General features: G+C 50.0%; 17 protein-coding genes. 10 read left to right on the top strand and 7 right to left on the bottom strand.

The features are described from left to right. Positions 1 to 92: 92 nt before the first annotated feature. From VK694_05495 to VK694_05485, 3 genes are all read right to left on the bottom strand, one after another. Positions 93 to 932, bottom strand: a complete 840-nt coding sequence (locus tag VK694_05495; GenBank protein ID HTE58171.1) for a DMT family transporter — start codon at positions 930 to 932, stop codon at positions 93 to 95. A gap of 180 nt (positions 933 to 1,112) precedes the next feature. Beyond that, on the bottom strand, positions 1,113 to 2,243 hold the full coding sequence (locus tag VK694_05490; GenBank protein HTE58170.1) for an MFS transporter: 1,131 nt from the start codon (positions 2,241 to 2,243) through the stop codon (positions 1,113 to 1,115). 266 nt (positions 2,244 to 2,509) lie between these two features. After that, a complete protein-coding gene (locus VK694_05485) occupies positions 2,510 to 3,292 on the bottom strand; it encodes an inositol monophosphatase (protein HTE58169.1) in 783 nt (260 codons plus the stop codon). A gap of 269 nt (positions 3,293 to 3,561) precedes the next feature. Here VK694_05485 and VK694_05480 point away from each other — a divergent pair, with 269 nt between their 5' ends. The 4 genes from VK694_05480 to VK694_05465 all read left to right on the top strand — a co-directional run bounded on the left by VK694_05480 (position 3,562) and on the right by VK694_05465 (position 7,930). Further along, positions 3,562 to 4,671: a carbohydrate kinase family protein gene (locus VK694_05480; GenBank protein ID HTE58168.1), complete on the top strand. Its 1,110-nt coding sequence runs from the start codon at positions 3,562 to 3,564 to the stop codon at positions 4,669 to 4,671. Between the two features lie 44 nt (positions 4,672 to 4,715). Beyond that, positions 4,716 to 4,994, top strand: a complete 279-nt coding sequence (locus VK694_05475; GenBank protein ID HTE58167.1) for a hypothetical protein — start codon at positions 4,716 to 4,718, stop codon at positions 4,992 to 4,994. Between the two features lie 76 nt (positions 4,995 to 5,070). After that, complete coding sequence (locus tag VK694_05470) at positions 5,071 to 6,732, top strand: ABC-F family ATP-binding cassette domain-containing protein (GenBank protein ID HTE58166.1); 1,662 nt, start codon at positions 5,071 to 5,073, stop codon at positions 6,730 to 6,732. A 73-nt stretch (positions 6,733 to 6,805) separates the two neighbouring features. Further along, positions 6,806 to 7,930, top strand: a complete 1,125-nt coding sequence (locus tag VK694_05465) for a PLP-dependent aspartate aminotransferase family protein (GenBank protein ID HTE58165.1) — start codon at positions 6,806 to 6,808, stop codon at positions 7,928 to 7,930. 33 nt (positions 7,931 to 7,963) lie between these two features. On the opposite strand, the gene VK694_05460 is transcribed toward VK694_05465, so the two are convergent. Then, positions 7,964 to 8,167 carry a hypothetical protein gene (locus VK694_05460; protein HTE58164.1) on the bottom strand — a complete coding sequence of 68 codons (204 nt, stop codon included), beginning with the start codon at positions 8,165 to 8,167 and terminating at the stop codon, positions 7,964 to 7,966. 242 nt (positions 8,168 to 8,409) lie between these two features. Here VK694_05460 and VK694_05455 point away from each other — a divergent pair, with 242 nt between their 5' ends. Continuing rightward, positions 8,410 to 8,817, top strand: a complete 408-nt coding sequence (locus tag VK694_05455; GenBank protein ID HTE58163.1) for an anthrone oxygenase family protein — start codon at positions 8,410 to 8,412, stop codon at positions 8,815 to 8,817. On the opposite strand, the gene VK694_05450 is transcribed toward VK694_05455, so the two are convergent. Next, complete coding sequence (locus VK694_05450) at positions 8,774 to 10,201, bottom strand: hypothetical protein (protein HTE58162.1); 1,428 nt, start codon at positions 10,199 to 10,201, stop codon at positions 8,774 to 8,776. The genes VK694_05455 and VK694_05450 overlap by 44 nt on opposite strands. A gap of 34 nt (positions 10,202 to 10,235) precedes the next feature. Further along, entirely contained in the window at positions 10,236 to 10,625 is a 390-nt protein-coding gene (locus tag VK694_05445) for a peptidoglycan-binding domain-containing protein (GenBank protein ID HTE58161.1), read from the bottom strand. A gap of 182 nt (positions 10,626 to 10,807) precedes the next feature. Between VK694_05445 and VK694_05440 the strand changes: the two genes are divergently transcribed. The 3 genes from VK694_05440 (at position 10,808) to dacB (ending at position 13,394) form a co-directional block, all read left to right on the top strand. Further along, positions 10,808 to 11,338 (top strand): NUDIX domain-containing protein, encoded by a 531-nt coding sequence (locus VK694_05440; GenBank protein HTE58160.1) that lies wholly within the window; start codon positions 10,808 to 10,810, stop codon positions 11,336 to 11,338. Continuing rightward, positions 11,328 to 11,753: a hypothetical protein gene (locus VK694_05435; GenBank protein HTE58159.1), complete on the top strand. Its 426-nt coding sequence runs from the start codon at positions 11,328 to 11,330 to the stop codon at positions 11,751 to 11,753. Before VK694_05440 ends, VK694_05435 begins: the two co-directional genes overlap by 11 nt. Positions 11,754 to 11,927: 174 nt before the next feature. Next, a complete protein-coding gene (dacB, locus tag VK694_05430; GenBank protein HTE58158.1) occupies positions 11,928 to 13,394 on the top strand; it encodes a D-alanyl-D-alanine carboxypeptidase/D-alanyl-D-alanine-endopeptidase in 1,467 nt (488 codons plus the stop codon). 9 nt (positions 13,395 to 13,403) lie between these two features. Here dacB and VK694_05425 read toward each other — a convergent pair whose 3' ends face one another. Then, positions 13,404 to 13,772 carry a VOC family protein gene (locus VK694_05425; protein HTE58157.1) on the bottom strand — a complete coding sequence of 123 codons (369 nt, stop codon included), beginning with the start codon at positions 13,770 to 13,772 and terminating at the stop codon, positions 13,404 to 13,406. 115 nt (positions 13,773 to 13,887) lie between these two features. Here VK694_05425 and VK694_05420 point away from each other — a divergent pair, with 115 nt between their 5' ends. Both VK694_05420 and VK694_05415 read left to right on the top strand, forming a co-directional pair. Then, complete coding sequence (locus VK694_05420) at positions 13,888 to 14,298, top strand: hypothetical protein (GenBank protein ID HTE58156.1); 411 nt, start codon at positions 13,888 to 13,890, stop codon at positions 14,296 to 14,298. A 137-nt stretch (positions 14,299 to 14,435) separates the two neighbouring features. Further along, positions 14,436 to 16,757, top strand: coding sequence for a carbohydrate-binding protein (locus tag VK694_05415; GenBank protein HTE58155.1), 2,322 nt, complete (start codon positions 14,436 to 14,438; stop codon positions 16,755 to 16,757). The last annotated feature ends 62 nt before the right edge of the window (positions 16,758 to 16,819 follow it).

Below are 16,819 nucleotides of genomic sequence, written 5' to 3'. Positions count from 1 at the left end.
ACTAGGATTTTGCTTTGCAAAATACTAAAGTCGTAGGTTCTCTCACAGGAGCTTGCTCCAAGAAAGCTCTGCAGCTGTGGCTTTTTGGCAGTTTAGAGTAAGATCATTGCAGCGCCGGCTATCGCAAGCATGATACTGCCAAGTTTAACCCAAAGCTGTTCTTTCTCTTTCAGTACAAGGTGCTCTCCCGCGAGAATGAGCACCAAGAATACCTCACTAATGATAATGACACTCGTTGCGTCATGCAGAGAGAGCGCCTGATTGAGTGCCAAGCTAGCTGCTGCCCCTACGGCGCATATCCCAAAAACTACCTTCCAGTCTGCCTTAAACATACTTCCTATGCGCGATCTTGCCCTGGGCATGAGAATAAAATTCAATAGCAGAGCGGGCAAAAAGGTAGCAAAGAAGGTTAGGCTTGGTGCGTTGAAATAGTCCAGTAGATACTTGGACGCGATGATAAGCAGGGCGTTAAACAATGTAGCCAGCAATACGAGAGAAACGCCCGTATTGTCTTTCGGCCGCTTAAACCGATGCATAATGATGATGCCCGCGGCCATAGTCAGGATTACGCCTCCGAGTTTTGTCCACTCAAAAGCATTACCAAGAAGTAGGATACTGAGCGCGAATATCCAGACGTATTTTAATTTGAACAGAGTGCCGATTATTGATGCTTCGATATGGTTGGCGGCTTTGAATAACAGAAGATTATTGCCAACTATGAGCAAGCCTACCAGCAGTGCGCCCAGCCAAGGGCCAATCGAGGTCGGCAGAACGGGCGATGCGAGCATGAGGGGAAAGCTGACAATAGCTCCGACAAGACTATAGAAAAAGGAGAATGCCCATGCGTCCTTTTGCTTGCGTAGAAAGTGGCGCCGGAGCAAACCATCGCCCGTATACAACAAGCCAGCAAGTGCTGAAAAGATAAACCACATAGTGGAAGTATATCTTAAAGCGAATCGTAAATCAGTTTCACCTCCCCACTGTCATCGCTCGGCTGCCTGGGTAACTGGCGGCTCCATTTGTTCAAGTATGGCAAAAACTTCCTCCTGATGAGAGCCTTCAGGGGCATCTGGAGGTTGCAAGTTTGGGTAAGTATGCTGGTATGTCAGCTATTACTGATTTTGCGGTGGTGCAGCGGTAGCGGACTGGCGGAGGTACAGGCTCGAGTAAATGCCAATAGCGGTCAGTACTGCCACGGCGACCACTATCCATGCCGCGACAAACACGGAATAAGTGTTGGCCAAATGAGAAAACATGAATGTTACACCGATAAAAATCAGACTCGCAATGGTGCTCACGGCCGACTCAGCCCCCGAACGATGCGATGATGGCAGCCCATCCTGGATCCGTCCACTCAGCACAACTCGTAGAGACGTAGCCATGGCGACCAATAGGAACTCGCTAAAAGCAACGATCCAAATATTTTCTATGAGTAACCCAACAGCGGCAATAATCGATGCGGCGGCTATGATGGCGCTGCGTCGATAATTCTTTGCTGTCCATGCCGCTATAGGCTCAGCTAGCCCGATCCCTACCATCAATAATGCGTTTAATGGCCCATACCATGCCAAGGCTAACCCTAGTGCCAACGGCCAGAACTGGTCCAGCTCGCTCATAAATGAAAATTCAATGCCAGCCAGCACACTTGTAATAACGAGCCAGCGCATTTCCTTGTGGCTTCCAAGATAGCGAAACAAATCAGCAATGTGCTTTAGAAGGCGCGATGTCTCTACCTCCTTGTGCAATTGGGGTTCCTTGAAGCGCAGCAAAAATGGAATTGCCAGCACGCAGCTAACGGCGGTCATATAAAAAGGCACAGCAAAGCTCGTGGCTGCGGCAATGAGCCCCCCGCATAGCGAGCTCACGATATTCCCAATGGCACTAATACCCTTCAAGCGTCCAAGCTGCTTCTCATATGTCGGACGTTCGTTATATTCAAGCAACAGATCATACATCATAGCTTCTTTCATGCCTGAACTGAGCGCAAAATAAGCGCTGACAAACACGGCGCTGAGCAAGAAGTCCAGAAAGACTTGTGCGCGTGAGAGTAAAAGTGTCCCGATTAGCAATGAGCCGATGCTTGCCAGTGCCACACCCTTGCGGCTCCATCTGTCAGCTAGCAACCCGGAGGGTATCTCCAACAGGAGTGTGATACAGTTCGAAAATATCAAAAACAAACCGATCTTATGTAGGTCGAGTCCCCTGCTACTCATAAGGGGATACAAGATGGGCCAATAAAACATAAAACCCATACAAAACTCCGCCATAAATAGCGGCCGGAGACGGCGTGCATAATTCATCTTAGATCTAGCGTACGTTAGCCGCCATGACATAGCAATGCACGCAGAGTAATTTGCCTTGCTAAAGTATGCTGTCATCCTCTAGGAGAGTTCGATCACCGAACTGGAGCCCCTGCCAAAGAAAAAGGCCCAGTCAAAAGCTGGGGTTTTTATATTGCGGACGGAAATAAGAATTAGTTCATAGGCACTGTATCAAAAAAGTGTCTATTTTACTTTTGAAGTAAACTCTTTTGGACTAAGCGTAGGATATCGTCGTGAACAACTCCATTTGTAGCTACTATGCCTTTGATCTCACGATCGTACTTTTGGTCCTCGCCAAGCAGGTTGGTCACTTTGCCTCCAGCTTCTTTGACAAAAAGTGCACTTGCTACACCGTCATAGGGGTTGGAGCCCGAGTAAACATGGCCGCCCATATGTCCTGCGGCAGTTAGCATGCCCTCATAAACAACACACCCCAGAAACATCATTCTATGAGCTGTGCGCTCAATAGCGGCATGAAGCCCAGCTGAGTCTACAGTCTTGGACCTTTTGCCCGTGCACCCAATGACGGACTCCTCGACCGTAAGGCTGTTCACCCTAAGACGCTCGCCATTCATATAAGCGCCCTGACCTTTCTCGGCAGTAAAGAGGCGTTTCATATGAGGATCGTACACTACCCCAAGCAAAGGGATACCTTTGTGAACTAAGACGAGGCTAAACACATTTGTAGCTAGCCCAAACACGTAAGAAGTTGTTCCATCGATTGGATCGCAGACCCATACAAACTCACTGTCATTAGCTACGCTGCTTTCTTCCTCGCCAAGTACCCTATGCTCAGGAAAAGTACTAGCCACTTTGTCTACTACCATTTTGTTGATGGCAGTGTCGGCAATGGTTAAATGAGTCTTGTCGGCTTTTCTCTCGTAGCTCACGCCAAATTGAAAATGTGCGAGCATAATATCACCAGCTTGATGAGCCAGGGACGTGGCAAAATCTAGATACTCCTTGTTCATTTTCTTATTTTATCCTCACTTACGCATTACATCAATAGATTTTCCTGAGCATGGATGGGTCAATCGAGGAACACAAACCCTACCGTCTCGCACTAGAAATATTATTCTCAGGCGGCCGTACAAACAACAGCACATCATGAATTTTTGTTATCTAATTCGTTTTTTGGCACTCTGGAGAAGCAGATATTTATACTTACTTATTCTTACATTTCAGGTATGTATACTAGCGGACTGATCGTTCAATAAGTAAATGACTTTTGGAGTTAGTTATGAGTTTTCTAGAAGGAGAGAGCCCGGTTCTTGACGCTGTTGGTGTGGGTGCTCTTAATCTAGATAGAATCACTGCAGTGGGGGAAGACTACGGGATTGATAGCGACAATACATTCGTGGCTGAGCACACAGACAGGCATGTAGGTGGTTCGGCCACCAACACCCTTGTTGCCATGGCTCGGCACGCGTCTGTGGGTATGAACTGCGTTACGGGGGAGAACCCCAACGGTCTCTGTGTGCTTGAAGAGCTGGAACGTAGGGGTGTTTATACTGATGGTTTAGTGCGCGTTATTCCTGGGGCCGATACTCCCCTTACTGAAGTAATTGTGTACAAAGGGGGTGGCCGGTTTATTCTGAACTCAATCACTCCCAACAGTGCAACTAACCAGTATGGTGAACAGGATGCGGCTAGAGTTACTGAGCTAACCGCACAGCGGCCGGACACCCTAGTGCACGCTGCAACTTTCCTAAGGGACAAGCAGACTCAAATATTACAAAATACACTGAAAAAAGTAAGCGATAATGGTGCTCCTGTAAGTTTTTCGCCCGGGGCACTTTATACTTTTGGTCTCGATACGGACGGTCGTCAAGTATCATTGCTGGAACGAAATCAAGACCTCTTTGAGCCAGTTACTTATTTATTCGTGAATAAAGATGAAGTGAGTGGGCTGATGGAAATGGACTACGAAGCAGCGGCTTTAGCCTACTTGCGCCGCTTTCAAAGGTGCAAGTCGGCAGTAATTACCCTTGGAGCGGGTGAGACGATTGGTCGGGATGAGAACTTGTACATGAGCGTAGCGTATGTGCGTGACGAGGACGACCTGACTGTTCACGCCGTAGCGGCCCCATGGTGGGAGCCGCCAGGAGCACAGAGGGAGGACGCGCTGCCAATAGTAGATACAACTGGTGCTGGTGACTCGGTGGTTGCCGGCACGCTCCTGGATATTATTGCCAAGAAGCCTTGGCACGAGGTAGGTAATACGGCAACCATCATGGCACGTTTGTGCATAAGTGAATATGGCCCTACGGTGGCAGTACCCTCCCCTGAAGAGCTAGAGGCTCACTACGCCACCACCAAACTTCCCATGGTACGTACTCTACGGTTGTGAGAAATCCTCGCGAGTTGCAGAAGGATTGGCAGTAGAATAGGCCTATGTCTCCAGTTGGCAGCTTATTTATTCTGATCGCTTTCATGCCGCTTGCTATGTGGCTTGCATCACCAGTGCCTTTAGCTAGCAAGATTCTGCTTCCGCTTGCTCTTGTAAGCGGGATCGTAGCTACGATCACTACGCTCCAGGGTAACGTGATTGTTGGTACGCTTGCCGGGGGCGTAGCTACCTTTGCGGGGACAGCAGAGAGTCATTTTAGACACAAACGCGATCGGGCCGAGAAACAGAAGCAGTCTGCTTCAAAGACAAAAAAGCGTCAGTAACAGAATTTAGTTTGAGCCGATTTCTTCGGACAAGGGGTCACCCAGGCTATACTGAGTAGCACCGACAAGGAACAACATGCTACTATCTGCCACTATTACGGAAAAATCTTTTGGAAACAAATTCCTGCACACAGGAGTTGCTATTGAAATCCAAGACAAAGAAAAAATTGGGCTGATCGGGCGCAATGGCACCGGCAAGTCTACCTTGTTCAATATTCTTTCTGGCGAAGACAAGGACTTCCAGGGCGAGGTGCAAGTGCGTAAAGGTTCTATTATTGTTAGCAGCCGCCAGGAACACCACGGCCTCGAAGACAAAACGGTCTTGGAATATATTCAGGGTGACCTGCCTGAATATCGGCAGCTGGTGCATATTATCGATACCTATCCTGCCACGATGGGCAGTGTTCCGCGCAAGATACAGGAATTCACTAACGCACTGGATCGTTTTTCTGAGCTTGGGTACTACCAGCTAGAGAATGAAATCGAACAAGCTTTTGAGGCGTATCAGATAGATCCAGCATACATGCACCAGCCGCTGGGATCACTGAGTGGTGGCCAAAAGCGCATGATAGAACTCATCAAGGTACAGCGTAGTCGGGGTCACCTGGCACTTATCGATGAGCCAACCAACCACATGGACTACATTGCCAAAGAGTCATTTATCAAATGGCTCAGAGCCACCAATGAAGCGGTGGTAGTGATTACCCATGACCGCGATGTGTTAGGCAGCGTGGACCGTATTATAGAAATCCGTGACGGCATAAGTTATACCTTTAACGGCAACTACGATAAATATCTAAAGACCAACAAAAACCAAATGTCGGCGCAGGTGAATACCTATGACCTGACCCAAAAGCGCATAGAGAACCTGAAGGAAGATGTCATACGCTTTCGCCGGATGAAAGAAAAATCACGCACACCCGGCACTATCCGTCGCTTTAAATCGCAAGAACAGAAAGCCAAGGACGAACTAGAGAAGCTGTCCGCACTAGATAAACCGTCATTCTGGATCGATCAAGAATCGGCCGGAAGCATGCATCATAAACTTGCTGACACCTATGATAAATACAAGGCCACAAACATTCGTGTGCGCACCCGTGCAAAAGCAACCGACCAAGGCGAAAAACTCTTGGTTCAAGCCACTGACCTGAGCCTGGGCTATGACAGTCAGCCGTTATTCAGCGGGATCAGCTTTTCGCTGCATGAAGGCGAACGGCTGCGGCTGCACGGACGCAATGGTGCCGGCAAGACTACGCTGGTCCAGGCTATTATGGCGCAAGTCCAAGGAACGCCTTTGTTATCGCAGTGCTTTGCTGGCAAAATACACCTGGCAAAAGAGCTGAGAATTGGACTATACGAACAAGAGATAAGCCAGAAATATCTATCCCTGACACTATCAGGCGCGGTCGAGCAAATACTGCGAGACAAAGACTTGCCTATTAATCCACAGCATATCAAGCAATTGCTGGGAGACTACTTGTTCAACCCCGCCGCCGATGGTGATATGCCAGTTATGAAACTCAGTGGTGGCCAAAAGGCGCGCCTGCAGCTCATTGCAATGCTGGCCAGTGACCCTCAGATACTTATTATCGACGAACCAACCAACCACCTTGACCTACCAAGCATCGAGGAGCTCGAAAACGCTCTCATGCAGTATCACGGGGCGATTATTTATATCTCTCACGATAGTTTCTTTGTCTCTAAACTAGGCGGCGAGGTTGTACAAGTCGGCCAATAAATTTCGAATCTTGTGCCCACATGAGGGTATGTGACAATAGGCTTTTACGATACGGGAAAAGGAGAGGTATAAGATGTCCAGACAACACAATGGTATAACTCGACATGTGCATTTGAGCAGTAGCTTGCACTTTGATAGCCTGGGGGATTTTGTACAGGCGGGCGAGGGCGCACCGAAGCTTGCAGGACAAACCGCTCGCGGACTTGATAATGGCTATGGCCTGCAGGGCAATCCAACCTGCCATGCCTTGCAAGATGCCGTGTCGCAATTAGAAAATGGCAGCCGTAGCCTCCTGTATTCTAGCGGCATGACGGCTTTGACGGCACTTGGTGGTTTGCTGCGATCGGGTGATCACTGGTTGCTCCCAGCTGGCGTGTACGGGCCGATGCAACGATATGCCCGATACCTCAAAGAGCGCTACGATATTTCGTATGACATGTACGATCCGCTCGATCCCCAGTCATTGCAGCGTCTCATTACGCCACATAGCAAGCTTATTCATATAGAATCACCGTGTTCTGTAACGTTCGAGACAACACCTATTGCGGGTGTGGTGGCAATTGCCCGCGGGCATAGCTTGTTAGTTTCTGCTGACAATACCTGGGCGTCTGGTGTGCTCTGCAAACCGCTCGATACGGGTGTTGATATCAGCATACTAAGCCTGACCAAATATGCCGCGGGGTACTCTGATGTGTTTATGGGGTCGGTGACGACCCGAGACGAACAGCTGTACAAGCAGCTTGCTTATGACCATCGGGTGCACGGCTATACCGTGTCGCCATTTTCTGCAATGCTTGTCCAGCGTGGGCTGGAAACCCTTCCGACGCGTATTATTGCTCATGCCCGTAGTGCCGCTAGGCTGTTACGCATTGTACGAAAATCACCGGCAGTTGCGCGAATCTTTTGCGGTGGGCCATCGGCTACTACCGAGCTAAAAGGATCCAACGGGCTGTTTGCTGTTGAGCTATACCGCGTCTACAGCAATGAAGAGCTGCAGGATATTTTGAGCGGTCTTCGGGTTTTTTCTATTGGTGAATCCTGGGGTGGCACCAAAAGCTTGGTGTTGCCTTTCCAGCCCCAAGACCTAGCTGATCACGCTAGCTCGCCCCAAGGAACCGTACTACGCTTCCACGCCGGACTAGAAGACGTGGCAGCTCAGGCAGCGGACATAAAGAACATTTTGCACAAGCTTGACTAGACTTTGTCGCTGTCGGTTGCGGCTAGATATTAGTCAAAACAGCGGGTGTTTTTGTGTGGTGCCAAAATATACTTGGGAGAGTTCTAGCGGCATTTTTTCGGTCTGAGCCCGTAGGGTTCCATTTTGTCCGGCCACCTCGCGCCACTGGGGACCTTCGACCGGAATTCTGTAGCTGTGAACAATGCTCATTTCGGTATCTGGTGTCATGTAGGGTAGTTCGACTTCGGTGCCTACCAAATCGTCTAGTTTATTGAGGCGCCTGCCAGAAGCTTCTATGGCCAGGAGCTTGAACAGGGGGCCAGTTGTGACCTAGCGGGTGCCAAGATAGCCCTTGTAATCCCACGCACCAAGTTCTTGGTACTGCAGCACTGTTGCAGAGTAGCCACCACTTGCTAGCAGGCGCAGCGTGAGATCTTCTCCTAGTTATAACAGCAGGAGTCCTGACCGTGCTTCACGCAGGATTACTTTATGATTTTAGCGTGGATGTGGTCCCTGCCTTGCGCAAACTAAAACCAAAAGCACACATAGAAATGTTTCAGGCTATTGATTGCACTATTGTGAATCCTGTCTTTATGCTGAGTTTTCTTGGGCCGGTTATCTTACTGCCCACGGGCGTATTTTTGACGCGCGGCGAGCCGGGTTTTGGGCTGCTACTAGCAGCCACTATTGTGCAAATTGTTGGCAGCAACGCAGTAACAGTAGCTGGCCATTTGCCGCTGAATGCAGAACTCATGAAGGTTGATACTGCCCAGCTGTCCGAGGCTAAAGCGGAAAAGATTCGTACGAAATTTCAGGGTCCCAGTTCTAGGTGGGTGTGGCTGCATACGGTCCGGACACTTTCGTCTACCGCTGCTTTGGCTTTGGTCCTTGCGGCGCTGGCTGCCTAGTGCCTGCTGAGCGACGGGCCTTCATGGCTCTTAGTTTTTTGAGCCCGCCATACGTCATAGCACCCAGACCTACATAAGCTACCCATTCACCAAGGTATGTGTAGGGGGTTTTCTTTGCGTTTGTACGGGTGGTTACGGTACTGGTCCCTGGTTTGATCCTGGTCTGTGTCCTGCCGTTATGGTCTAGGCCAAAGGCATAGCCGTTGCTGGATGACTGCACAAAGGGACGTGCGTTGGCCGTGGCCATAAACTTTGCTAGTCCGGCATGCTCGATATCGAAGATCGGGCTGTCGAATATGCCAAGCGAGGCAGAATTGGTTAGGAGGGTCGCACCGTTCTTTGTCATATGACGATAATCTTCGGGCGCTATGATACTAGCGCACACGCCACTGCCCACAACGATTCCATTACCTAGACTGACCGGTGCGGCCTTGACCGTGCCGGGTTGTAGTTCGCGTTGGACTTTAAAGTTGGCAAGCATGGTGCGGGAATGTGTAGCTTTTAGGATGTATTCTGCTGCGTAAGGTATGTATTCGCCGGCAGGAATCAGCCGGGCTTTTTGGCGGCTGGCAAAAACGCCCTTTTTGTGAGATCCAAAAACTAGCTCGTTTTGAGCACCGCCTGAAGTCTGGTTATGCCACGAGCCTATATAGAGGGCATCTGTGGCAGTATTGTTCTTGAACAAGCTGTCGATGATCCGGGGAGATGCGTAATCCAGGCCATATTCTGGATACAAAACTATTTGGCTGTCTGTCGATGCCTCGGCAGGCCAGTCCTCGAGCTTGTTGCTTATGATCTGCACTTTGGTGCTTGGTCCAGTTGGCTGTCGGTATGCCAGCCAACTTATTGCTATCAGAATGCTGGCGCCCAGTATGAGTGGTATAGCAAACCGTCGTAGCTTTTTACCAGCCAATGTGGTTGCAATCACTACAAAAGCTGCCGATAGGCCGTAAAAACCGACAAAACGGGCCAGTAGCCCAAATGGCGTATAGGCCAGAAAGGGAGTGAACGAGCCAAATGGCAAGACGGTGTCCAGGCTACCACCTCGTCCCATCCAGACTATGGCTACCAGTATAGAGATCGTATATTCGACCGCTGCCCACACGACAAAAAGTCTTACCAAAAACCAGTACGAAATGCGTTTCTTGCTGGCATACTCTGCCATAAAATAGCGGATGGTCAGCCAAAAACCAGCCACACTGAGGGCGACTATGGTAATGAACCCGAGCATCGCAAACAAGTATCCAACAAAGAACGATCCGGTCAGGGTGGTGATACGCAGTCTCATCATCCATGACCACAAAGTGATCAAGATAATACCAAGGGCTACGACAATATACGCGTGTCTGTTCCAGCCGGTTTGGTGCTTATTGGGCGCGTCCATGACCGTCCTTGCTTGTGGCTGTTAGCATGGCTATCTAGCCATTGAAGTAGTCGCAGCCGGAATAGTATTTGCCAAAGTCTCGGTCGTAGTGGATGCAGCTGAGATCAAGTGCTCTCCATGTTTGAGGGCCCACTACGCCGTCGGCTGCTATGCCTGAGAGTTTTTGGTATTTTCTAACGGTAGCTTCTGTTTGGGGTCCGTATTGACCGTCAACCCTGAGTACGGGCCAAGAGGGATCATTAAAATTCTTGAAGGCTGTCATCAGCTTTTGGACGGTCTCTACGCATGGCCCCGTGGAGCCGCGTCGTAGGGTAATGTTACGGTCTCGGCAGGTGTTTACTGTCTTCTGGCCAGCTGCACTGGTGCTATAGAGTCTGTATGAACCGACTAACGAAAAAGCTAGTACAAAAACGACCAGCACCACTATTTTTTTATTGCTAAATAGCCGAGAAAACTTTCCTGGGAGGTTTTTGTTTGACTTCGTGCTCTTGGGTTTCTTGACGTTTTTCACCCTTATTACCCCTGTTTTTTATTTACGATATCTGGAGTATATCATACAACACATAAGCGTAATGAGAAATTACTACTCCTTGCTATTATTCTGGTGTGACTAACCACTACCAAAAACTTATCGAGTCTGGCGAATGGGGCGATGGCATAGCCTGGGAGCTATATGAAACTTCCGAGCTGCCACCTGAAGAACTCTGTACGGCAGCTCTGTGTGCGGCTATCATCGGCAATAGAGTAGTACTGGCGTGTAGCGAGCGTGGCTGGGGAGTGCTGGGTGGTCACCGGGAAGACGACGAGACGCTGGCCGAAACGCTCAAGAGAGAAGCGCGTGAAGAGGGCGGCTTTGTTATCGATAGCCATTGTCTCTTTGCTGTCTGCAAGGTTACCGCGCGGCAACCAATAGCACACCAACAACCCGACAGAACCTACCCGTTCCCTACTAGTTACATGGTCTACTATTGGGCCACGACCAAAGCAGGACTTCAGGTACCAACTGGCCAGGAAATCCTAGAGTCTGGCAGCTTTGATCTCGATGCACTTCCCCCACTCAACCCCTTAGACCAGGCCGTGATAGAAGCGGGCTGGGAAGCCTACCAAATAACAACCAGAGACTCCCATGAAGATTGACCTGTCCAAACTACAATTTGACTTCCACCACAAGCCGCTGCTTATTGGCGGCAAAGCCATGGAATACTACGGTATTCGCAAGGCAGGTAAAGACATAGACTTTGTTGTTGCGGCAGAAGACCACAAACGCCTGGCCATACAATATCCGGAGCATATCAAAGAGCTGTACGGCGACGTGGGGATAATCGAATATGAATTTGAGACATGGAACACTATCTGCACCTTTGACTATGAATATCTCAAGGCGGGTGCCGCCGAAGAGGGTGATTACCTAGTTGTATCGATTGAAAAACTGCTCTTTTTGAAAGCTATCGCCATGAAGGCTGATGAGAAATACAGACGAGACGTCGAACTCATAGCTGACTATATTCTGGATACTGCCTACGGTAATCGCTCGGCTGAGGTAGGTCGATAACCTGCACGTAGAAATTCAGATATATAAGTAATTTTTAATAAATAAATACCGTGAATTATCTAACAGTTTGACCCTCGGTACCTTGAGTATACTAGTCAGACAAAATAGCATTAGCACGAAAGGTACATAGTGAAAATAAGCACGCATTTGATACTTAAAAAAGGTAGTTTGTCCTTGAGCGCATTACTCTTTATTGCGACATTCGGGGTAGGTTCATTTGTCTTGAATCCTCATGCGGATGCCCAGGCCAGTCTACAAACTACGATCGACACCATTTTGGCAGACCCGACTGTCGATGGTGCTCAGACTGGTGTGTTGGTGCGCAAGGCGAGCGATGGCACAGAACTGTATAGCCGCAATAAAAATAGTTTGCTCATTCCGGCATCTAATACCAAGCTGTATTCCTCTACTGCCGCCCTGGAAGTGCTGGGCGAGGGCTTTCGTTTCCAGACAACTATTGGCACAAATGGCACGCTGAACAATACGGGCGATACGCTGCGAGGAGATTTATATCTGAAGGGCCGTGGTGACCCAACCCTCAAAGCCAAAGACTACAATGAACTTGCCAAGCAAATTGTTGCCAAGGGCATAACCACCATAAAGGGCCAGATTATTGCCGACGATACCTATTTTGACAATCAGCGTCTGGGCTATAACTGGGGATGGGACAGCAATCCGTACTACTACCAGCCAGAGATCTCTGCCCTGACGGTTGCCGCCAATGACAATCTGGACATTGGGGCCCTAATTGTAAAGATAGATCCGGCAAATAACGTGGGCAAGCCTGCTCGAGTGAACACAGACCCCAAGACCGACTACGTGACATTTGCAAACACGGCAGTCACTGGTCCTGCCGGTTCGGCCAACACCGTGTCGGTGGAACGACAGATGGGCACGAACATCATCATGGTCAAGGGCAGCATACCCGCAGATGCCACCACTGTGAACCAAGTGTCCACTGTAGGCGACCCTGCCAAATATGCTGCAACCTTACTTCGGGCAGCGTTGGTGCGACATGGCGTTACCATCACCAAAGAAGGAGTCGGCAGTGCGGCCCTGCCGTCTACAGCCACTGCTATTATCGAACACTCTTCACGGCCACTGTCTGAGATCCTTGTTCCCTTCATGAAGCTAAGCAACAACGGCATAGCCGAAATTCTAACCAAGTCTGTGGGCCAGAAGACCGCCAATCAGGGTAGCTGGGGCGCTGGCATAGCAGCCATGCTCAATATTGTTCAGACTTCCTATGGGGTTGATGCTAGCAAGGTGAAGTTTGTGGACGGGTCAGGCCTCAGCAATGTAAATCTCACCACTCCGCAGCAAACAACCAACTTGTTGCTAGCGGCCCAAAACCGCCCGATATTTACGCTGTGGTACAACGCCCTGCCTATCGCGGGTAATGCTGATCCGTTGGTTGGTGGCACCCTGGCCAGCCGCATGCGCGGAACGCCCGCCGAGGGTAATGTGCACGCCAAAACCGGAAGCCTGGATAATGTCAGCGCCCTATCCGGTTATGTAATCGCCGCCAATGGCGAGAAGCTGGTATTTTCTATCATGGAAACCAACTATGCTGGCGCATCTCCAAAAACAACCGTAGAAGACAAAATAGCTGTGGCGTTGGCAAGCTACACAGGTCAGTAAGGAGCGAGTCTACTGTTTTTCTTCCAGCAGCTCAAACGCCATGCCAAAGCCATCCTCCAGGAACATGTAATTGAAGAGCTTTCCTTCTGTGTAGGGTGTTGTTTCCTTGAATCCGCCGGCAATCAGGGCCTGAGCATCCTGGTGGATATCCTCGGACACAAAAGCCATATGCCGCGCTCGGTGAGCTGACTTGGGGTGAGTTTCGTCAGTGTACTGCCAGAGCTCTACGCCTCCGCCAGCCTCGTCTAGTAGCCAGGCTACTTCGGCCTCTGGGTCAGATTTTTTGAAGCGTTTCTCTAGGGCAAAACCCGTCTTGGACCAATGGCTAATTGCCTCGTCTATATTCTGTACCCTAAAAGCGACGTGTGATAATTTCATGATGTCATGATACCTCATTCCGATTGTTCACATTGCCAATGCGCTGTGAGAGAAATATCGTGGGAATCTATAGTACTTATGCTTTATCATATGGCTAACTAAAAAGGAGAGTAGTATGAAGCGCAAACTTATAGCATCTTGCACGGGTGTGTTGGTGGCGGTTCTGTTGGCCGTTCCGGCTCGCGTTGGTGCAACCCCAAATCCACCGCTCAACACCTATAAAGAGTTTCAATATGGGAACTGTCTGGTTGGATTTATGCATGGCAACTTTAACACGGCAGCCTATGCAAAGTTTAGCTTGGCATACCCTGCGGCATTCGGGTTCTGCTATGAACACACGCGAGTGACGGCATTCGGTATTAGGGGCGTTCAGACATTCTCTGCTACATGTATGATGAGTGGCTGCACAGCTGGTGCGGGTGGGTGGTACCAGGCGACCGTTCCAAATACTGTTTTGATCCGGACCGAGTTGACACTTTGCCGAGACACTGGTGGGTGTAAGACTTTCAATCTGTCGGGCATATAGTCCCTACTCATGTGTATAAAAGAGCGCGCGTTTTCTGGCAACAGAACGCGCGCTCTGTCTGTTTGGGCCTGATTCACAGCTTTAACAAAACCGCATATACTTACTTCTGTAATAATCATTAAAAGTTAGGGGTATCAATGAGGGGAAAACTACGTAGAATCTCGGCAGGTCTATGCGCTGCCGTGTTGCTTGCGGTGGCGAGTGCTGGCGTGTTGCCAGCGGTGGCACACGCGACACCAGAGCAGCCAACCAATTATGTGGCCAAGGTCAGCCTAACCCTGCCAGACCAGTCCAAGTTGGTGCAGCCCCAGGCGGATGTGCCTATATCGCTTAACTCACCAAGCACCGCAAACGAGGTGTCTGTACGCGTAGATCCAACAAAAACCTTCCAGACCATGGAGGGCGTGGGTGCTACCATGACAGAGTCCTCGGCTTATCTGTTTTCTACCAAGCTGACTGCAGCGCAACGGGGGTTGGTTTTCCCGGCGCTCTTTAGCAAGTCGGTGGGCGCGGGTATAGATATTGTCCGCGTGCCATGGGGCGTGACCGACTTCTCTCTGGGCGAATATACCTACAACGATAATCCACCGGGCGGTAGCGATGCTCCGCAAAATAATTTCTCGATCAGTCACGACTCGCAGTACATGATTCCACGTCTGCAAGACGCAAAGACGGTCAACCCTAACCTAAAGACAACTTTTACGCCCTGGACGGCACCGGCCTGGATGAAGAATCCGTTCTTCCCGAATCCTCTGACATTCGGGTTCTTAAAACCAGAGCTGTATAGTTCGTACGCAACGTACTTGGTCAAGGCAATCAACGGCTACACTGCCAACGGCATCTGGCCAACCAACTTCACGCCTCAGAACGAGCCACTAACTGGCACAACCAACTACTCCATGTTCTTCTCTACTCCTGACCAGACAAAGCTGATACGAGATGACCTGGGTGCGTTGGTTAACTCGTCTACCATGGCCAAGCCAAAACTTTTGGCACACGACGAAGACTGGGCAGACGTAGCATCACCAATGACCATACTATCTGATGCGAATGCTGCACAGTATGTTAGTGGCACTGCCTTCCATTGCTATAACGGTGAATCCACCAAGCAGCTGTTGGTGCAAAAGGCCCACCCAAGCAAGTCCATTCAGGTGACTGAGTGTACCGGCAGCAACACACCCGTAGAACAATGGGACGATGACTTTAGGTGGGGTATGCGCAACATGATCATCAACCCTGCCCGCAACTACTCCCGCTCTTCCCTTTACTGGAACTTGGCGCTGGACGAAAACGCGGGCCCAAAGACCAACACGACCTCTGGCTGCCAGAATTGTCGCGGTATCATGACCGTTACCAATGCCGGCACTGTCGCATTTAACAACGAATACTACGTCTTGTCCCACTACGGCAAGTTTGTAGACTCTGGCGCGACACGTGTTAGTTCTACCACTTGCGGTGAAGGTTCTATCGAAACAGTTGCCTTCAAGAATCCCAACGGCAAGCGCGCGTTGATTGCCCTTAACTCGGGCACACAGTCACGTGATCTTGTAGTCCGCGAAGGCAATGCAGCTTTTCACTACACTTTGCCTGCTGGCGCAGCGGCAACCTTTACGTGGGACATGCCCGTCAACAACAACGAAGACGTAGACACCAAGTACTTCGAGGCCGAGGACTACTCGTCCTCTAACCCTGCCAACCAGCAGATCGTGTCTATCACCGACGCTGGTAAGTCCGGCAAAGCAGTCTACTTGGCTAACAACGAAGAGCTTCGCTTTAACAATGTTTCTCTGACAGCAGTGCCTCTGAGCTTCCAGATCCGTTACCGTACTCTGAGCAGTGGCAATCTAGAATTTCGACAAGACAGCGCTACTGGTCCACTGCTGGGTACCGTACCCTTTAGCCCTAACGATTCCACGACCACCCCTGTCGTAACAGGAACAGTGACGCCTACGACAGGCAGCCACACGTTGTATATTGTGGCCAAGGGTGCCGGCGGTGGTGAGCTGATAGAACTAAACTGGTTCAAGTTTGCTCAAACACCGCGTGATCCTAACCCCGTCACTGGCAAGGCAACCTGGAAGGCGTACGGTGTGCATGCTGACAATGTCGAGGTACCGGCTCATATCTTGGACAGCAATAACAGCACCCGTTGGACCACTCGCAACCCAATGACTTATGGCCACTGGCTGACCGTAGATCTTGGCGAGCTGAAGTCTATGAATAACCTGGGTGCTTACTCGCAGCCTGGCGATCGCCCACACAAGTTACGCGTAGAAGTCTCAGACGATAACCTGAACTTTACCACCGTAGCTGACAACTATGTGGCGTCCGCCGACTTCTACGCCATTCAGTTCAACCAACGGATTGTAGGACGTTACATCCGCATGACAGAACTGAGCGAAGACAATCCCGGCTCATGGTGGTCCATGAACGAGATTAACGTCTACAACAAAGACTAAAGCGCCACCAAACAAATCAAGAAACGACCCTTGGTCCGGGGTCGTTTCTTTCGTGTTGAGCA

The organism is Verrucomicrobiia bacterium, assembly GCA_035489575.1.
Lineage (GTDB): Bacteria > Patescibacteriota > Saccharimonadia > Saccharimonadales > JAGQNK01 > DATHJY01.
This window is presented reverse-complemented; position numbering and strand designations above follow the sequence as displayed.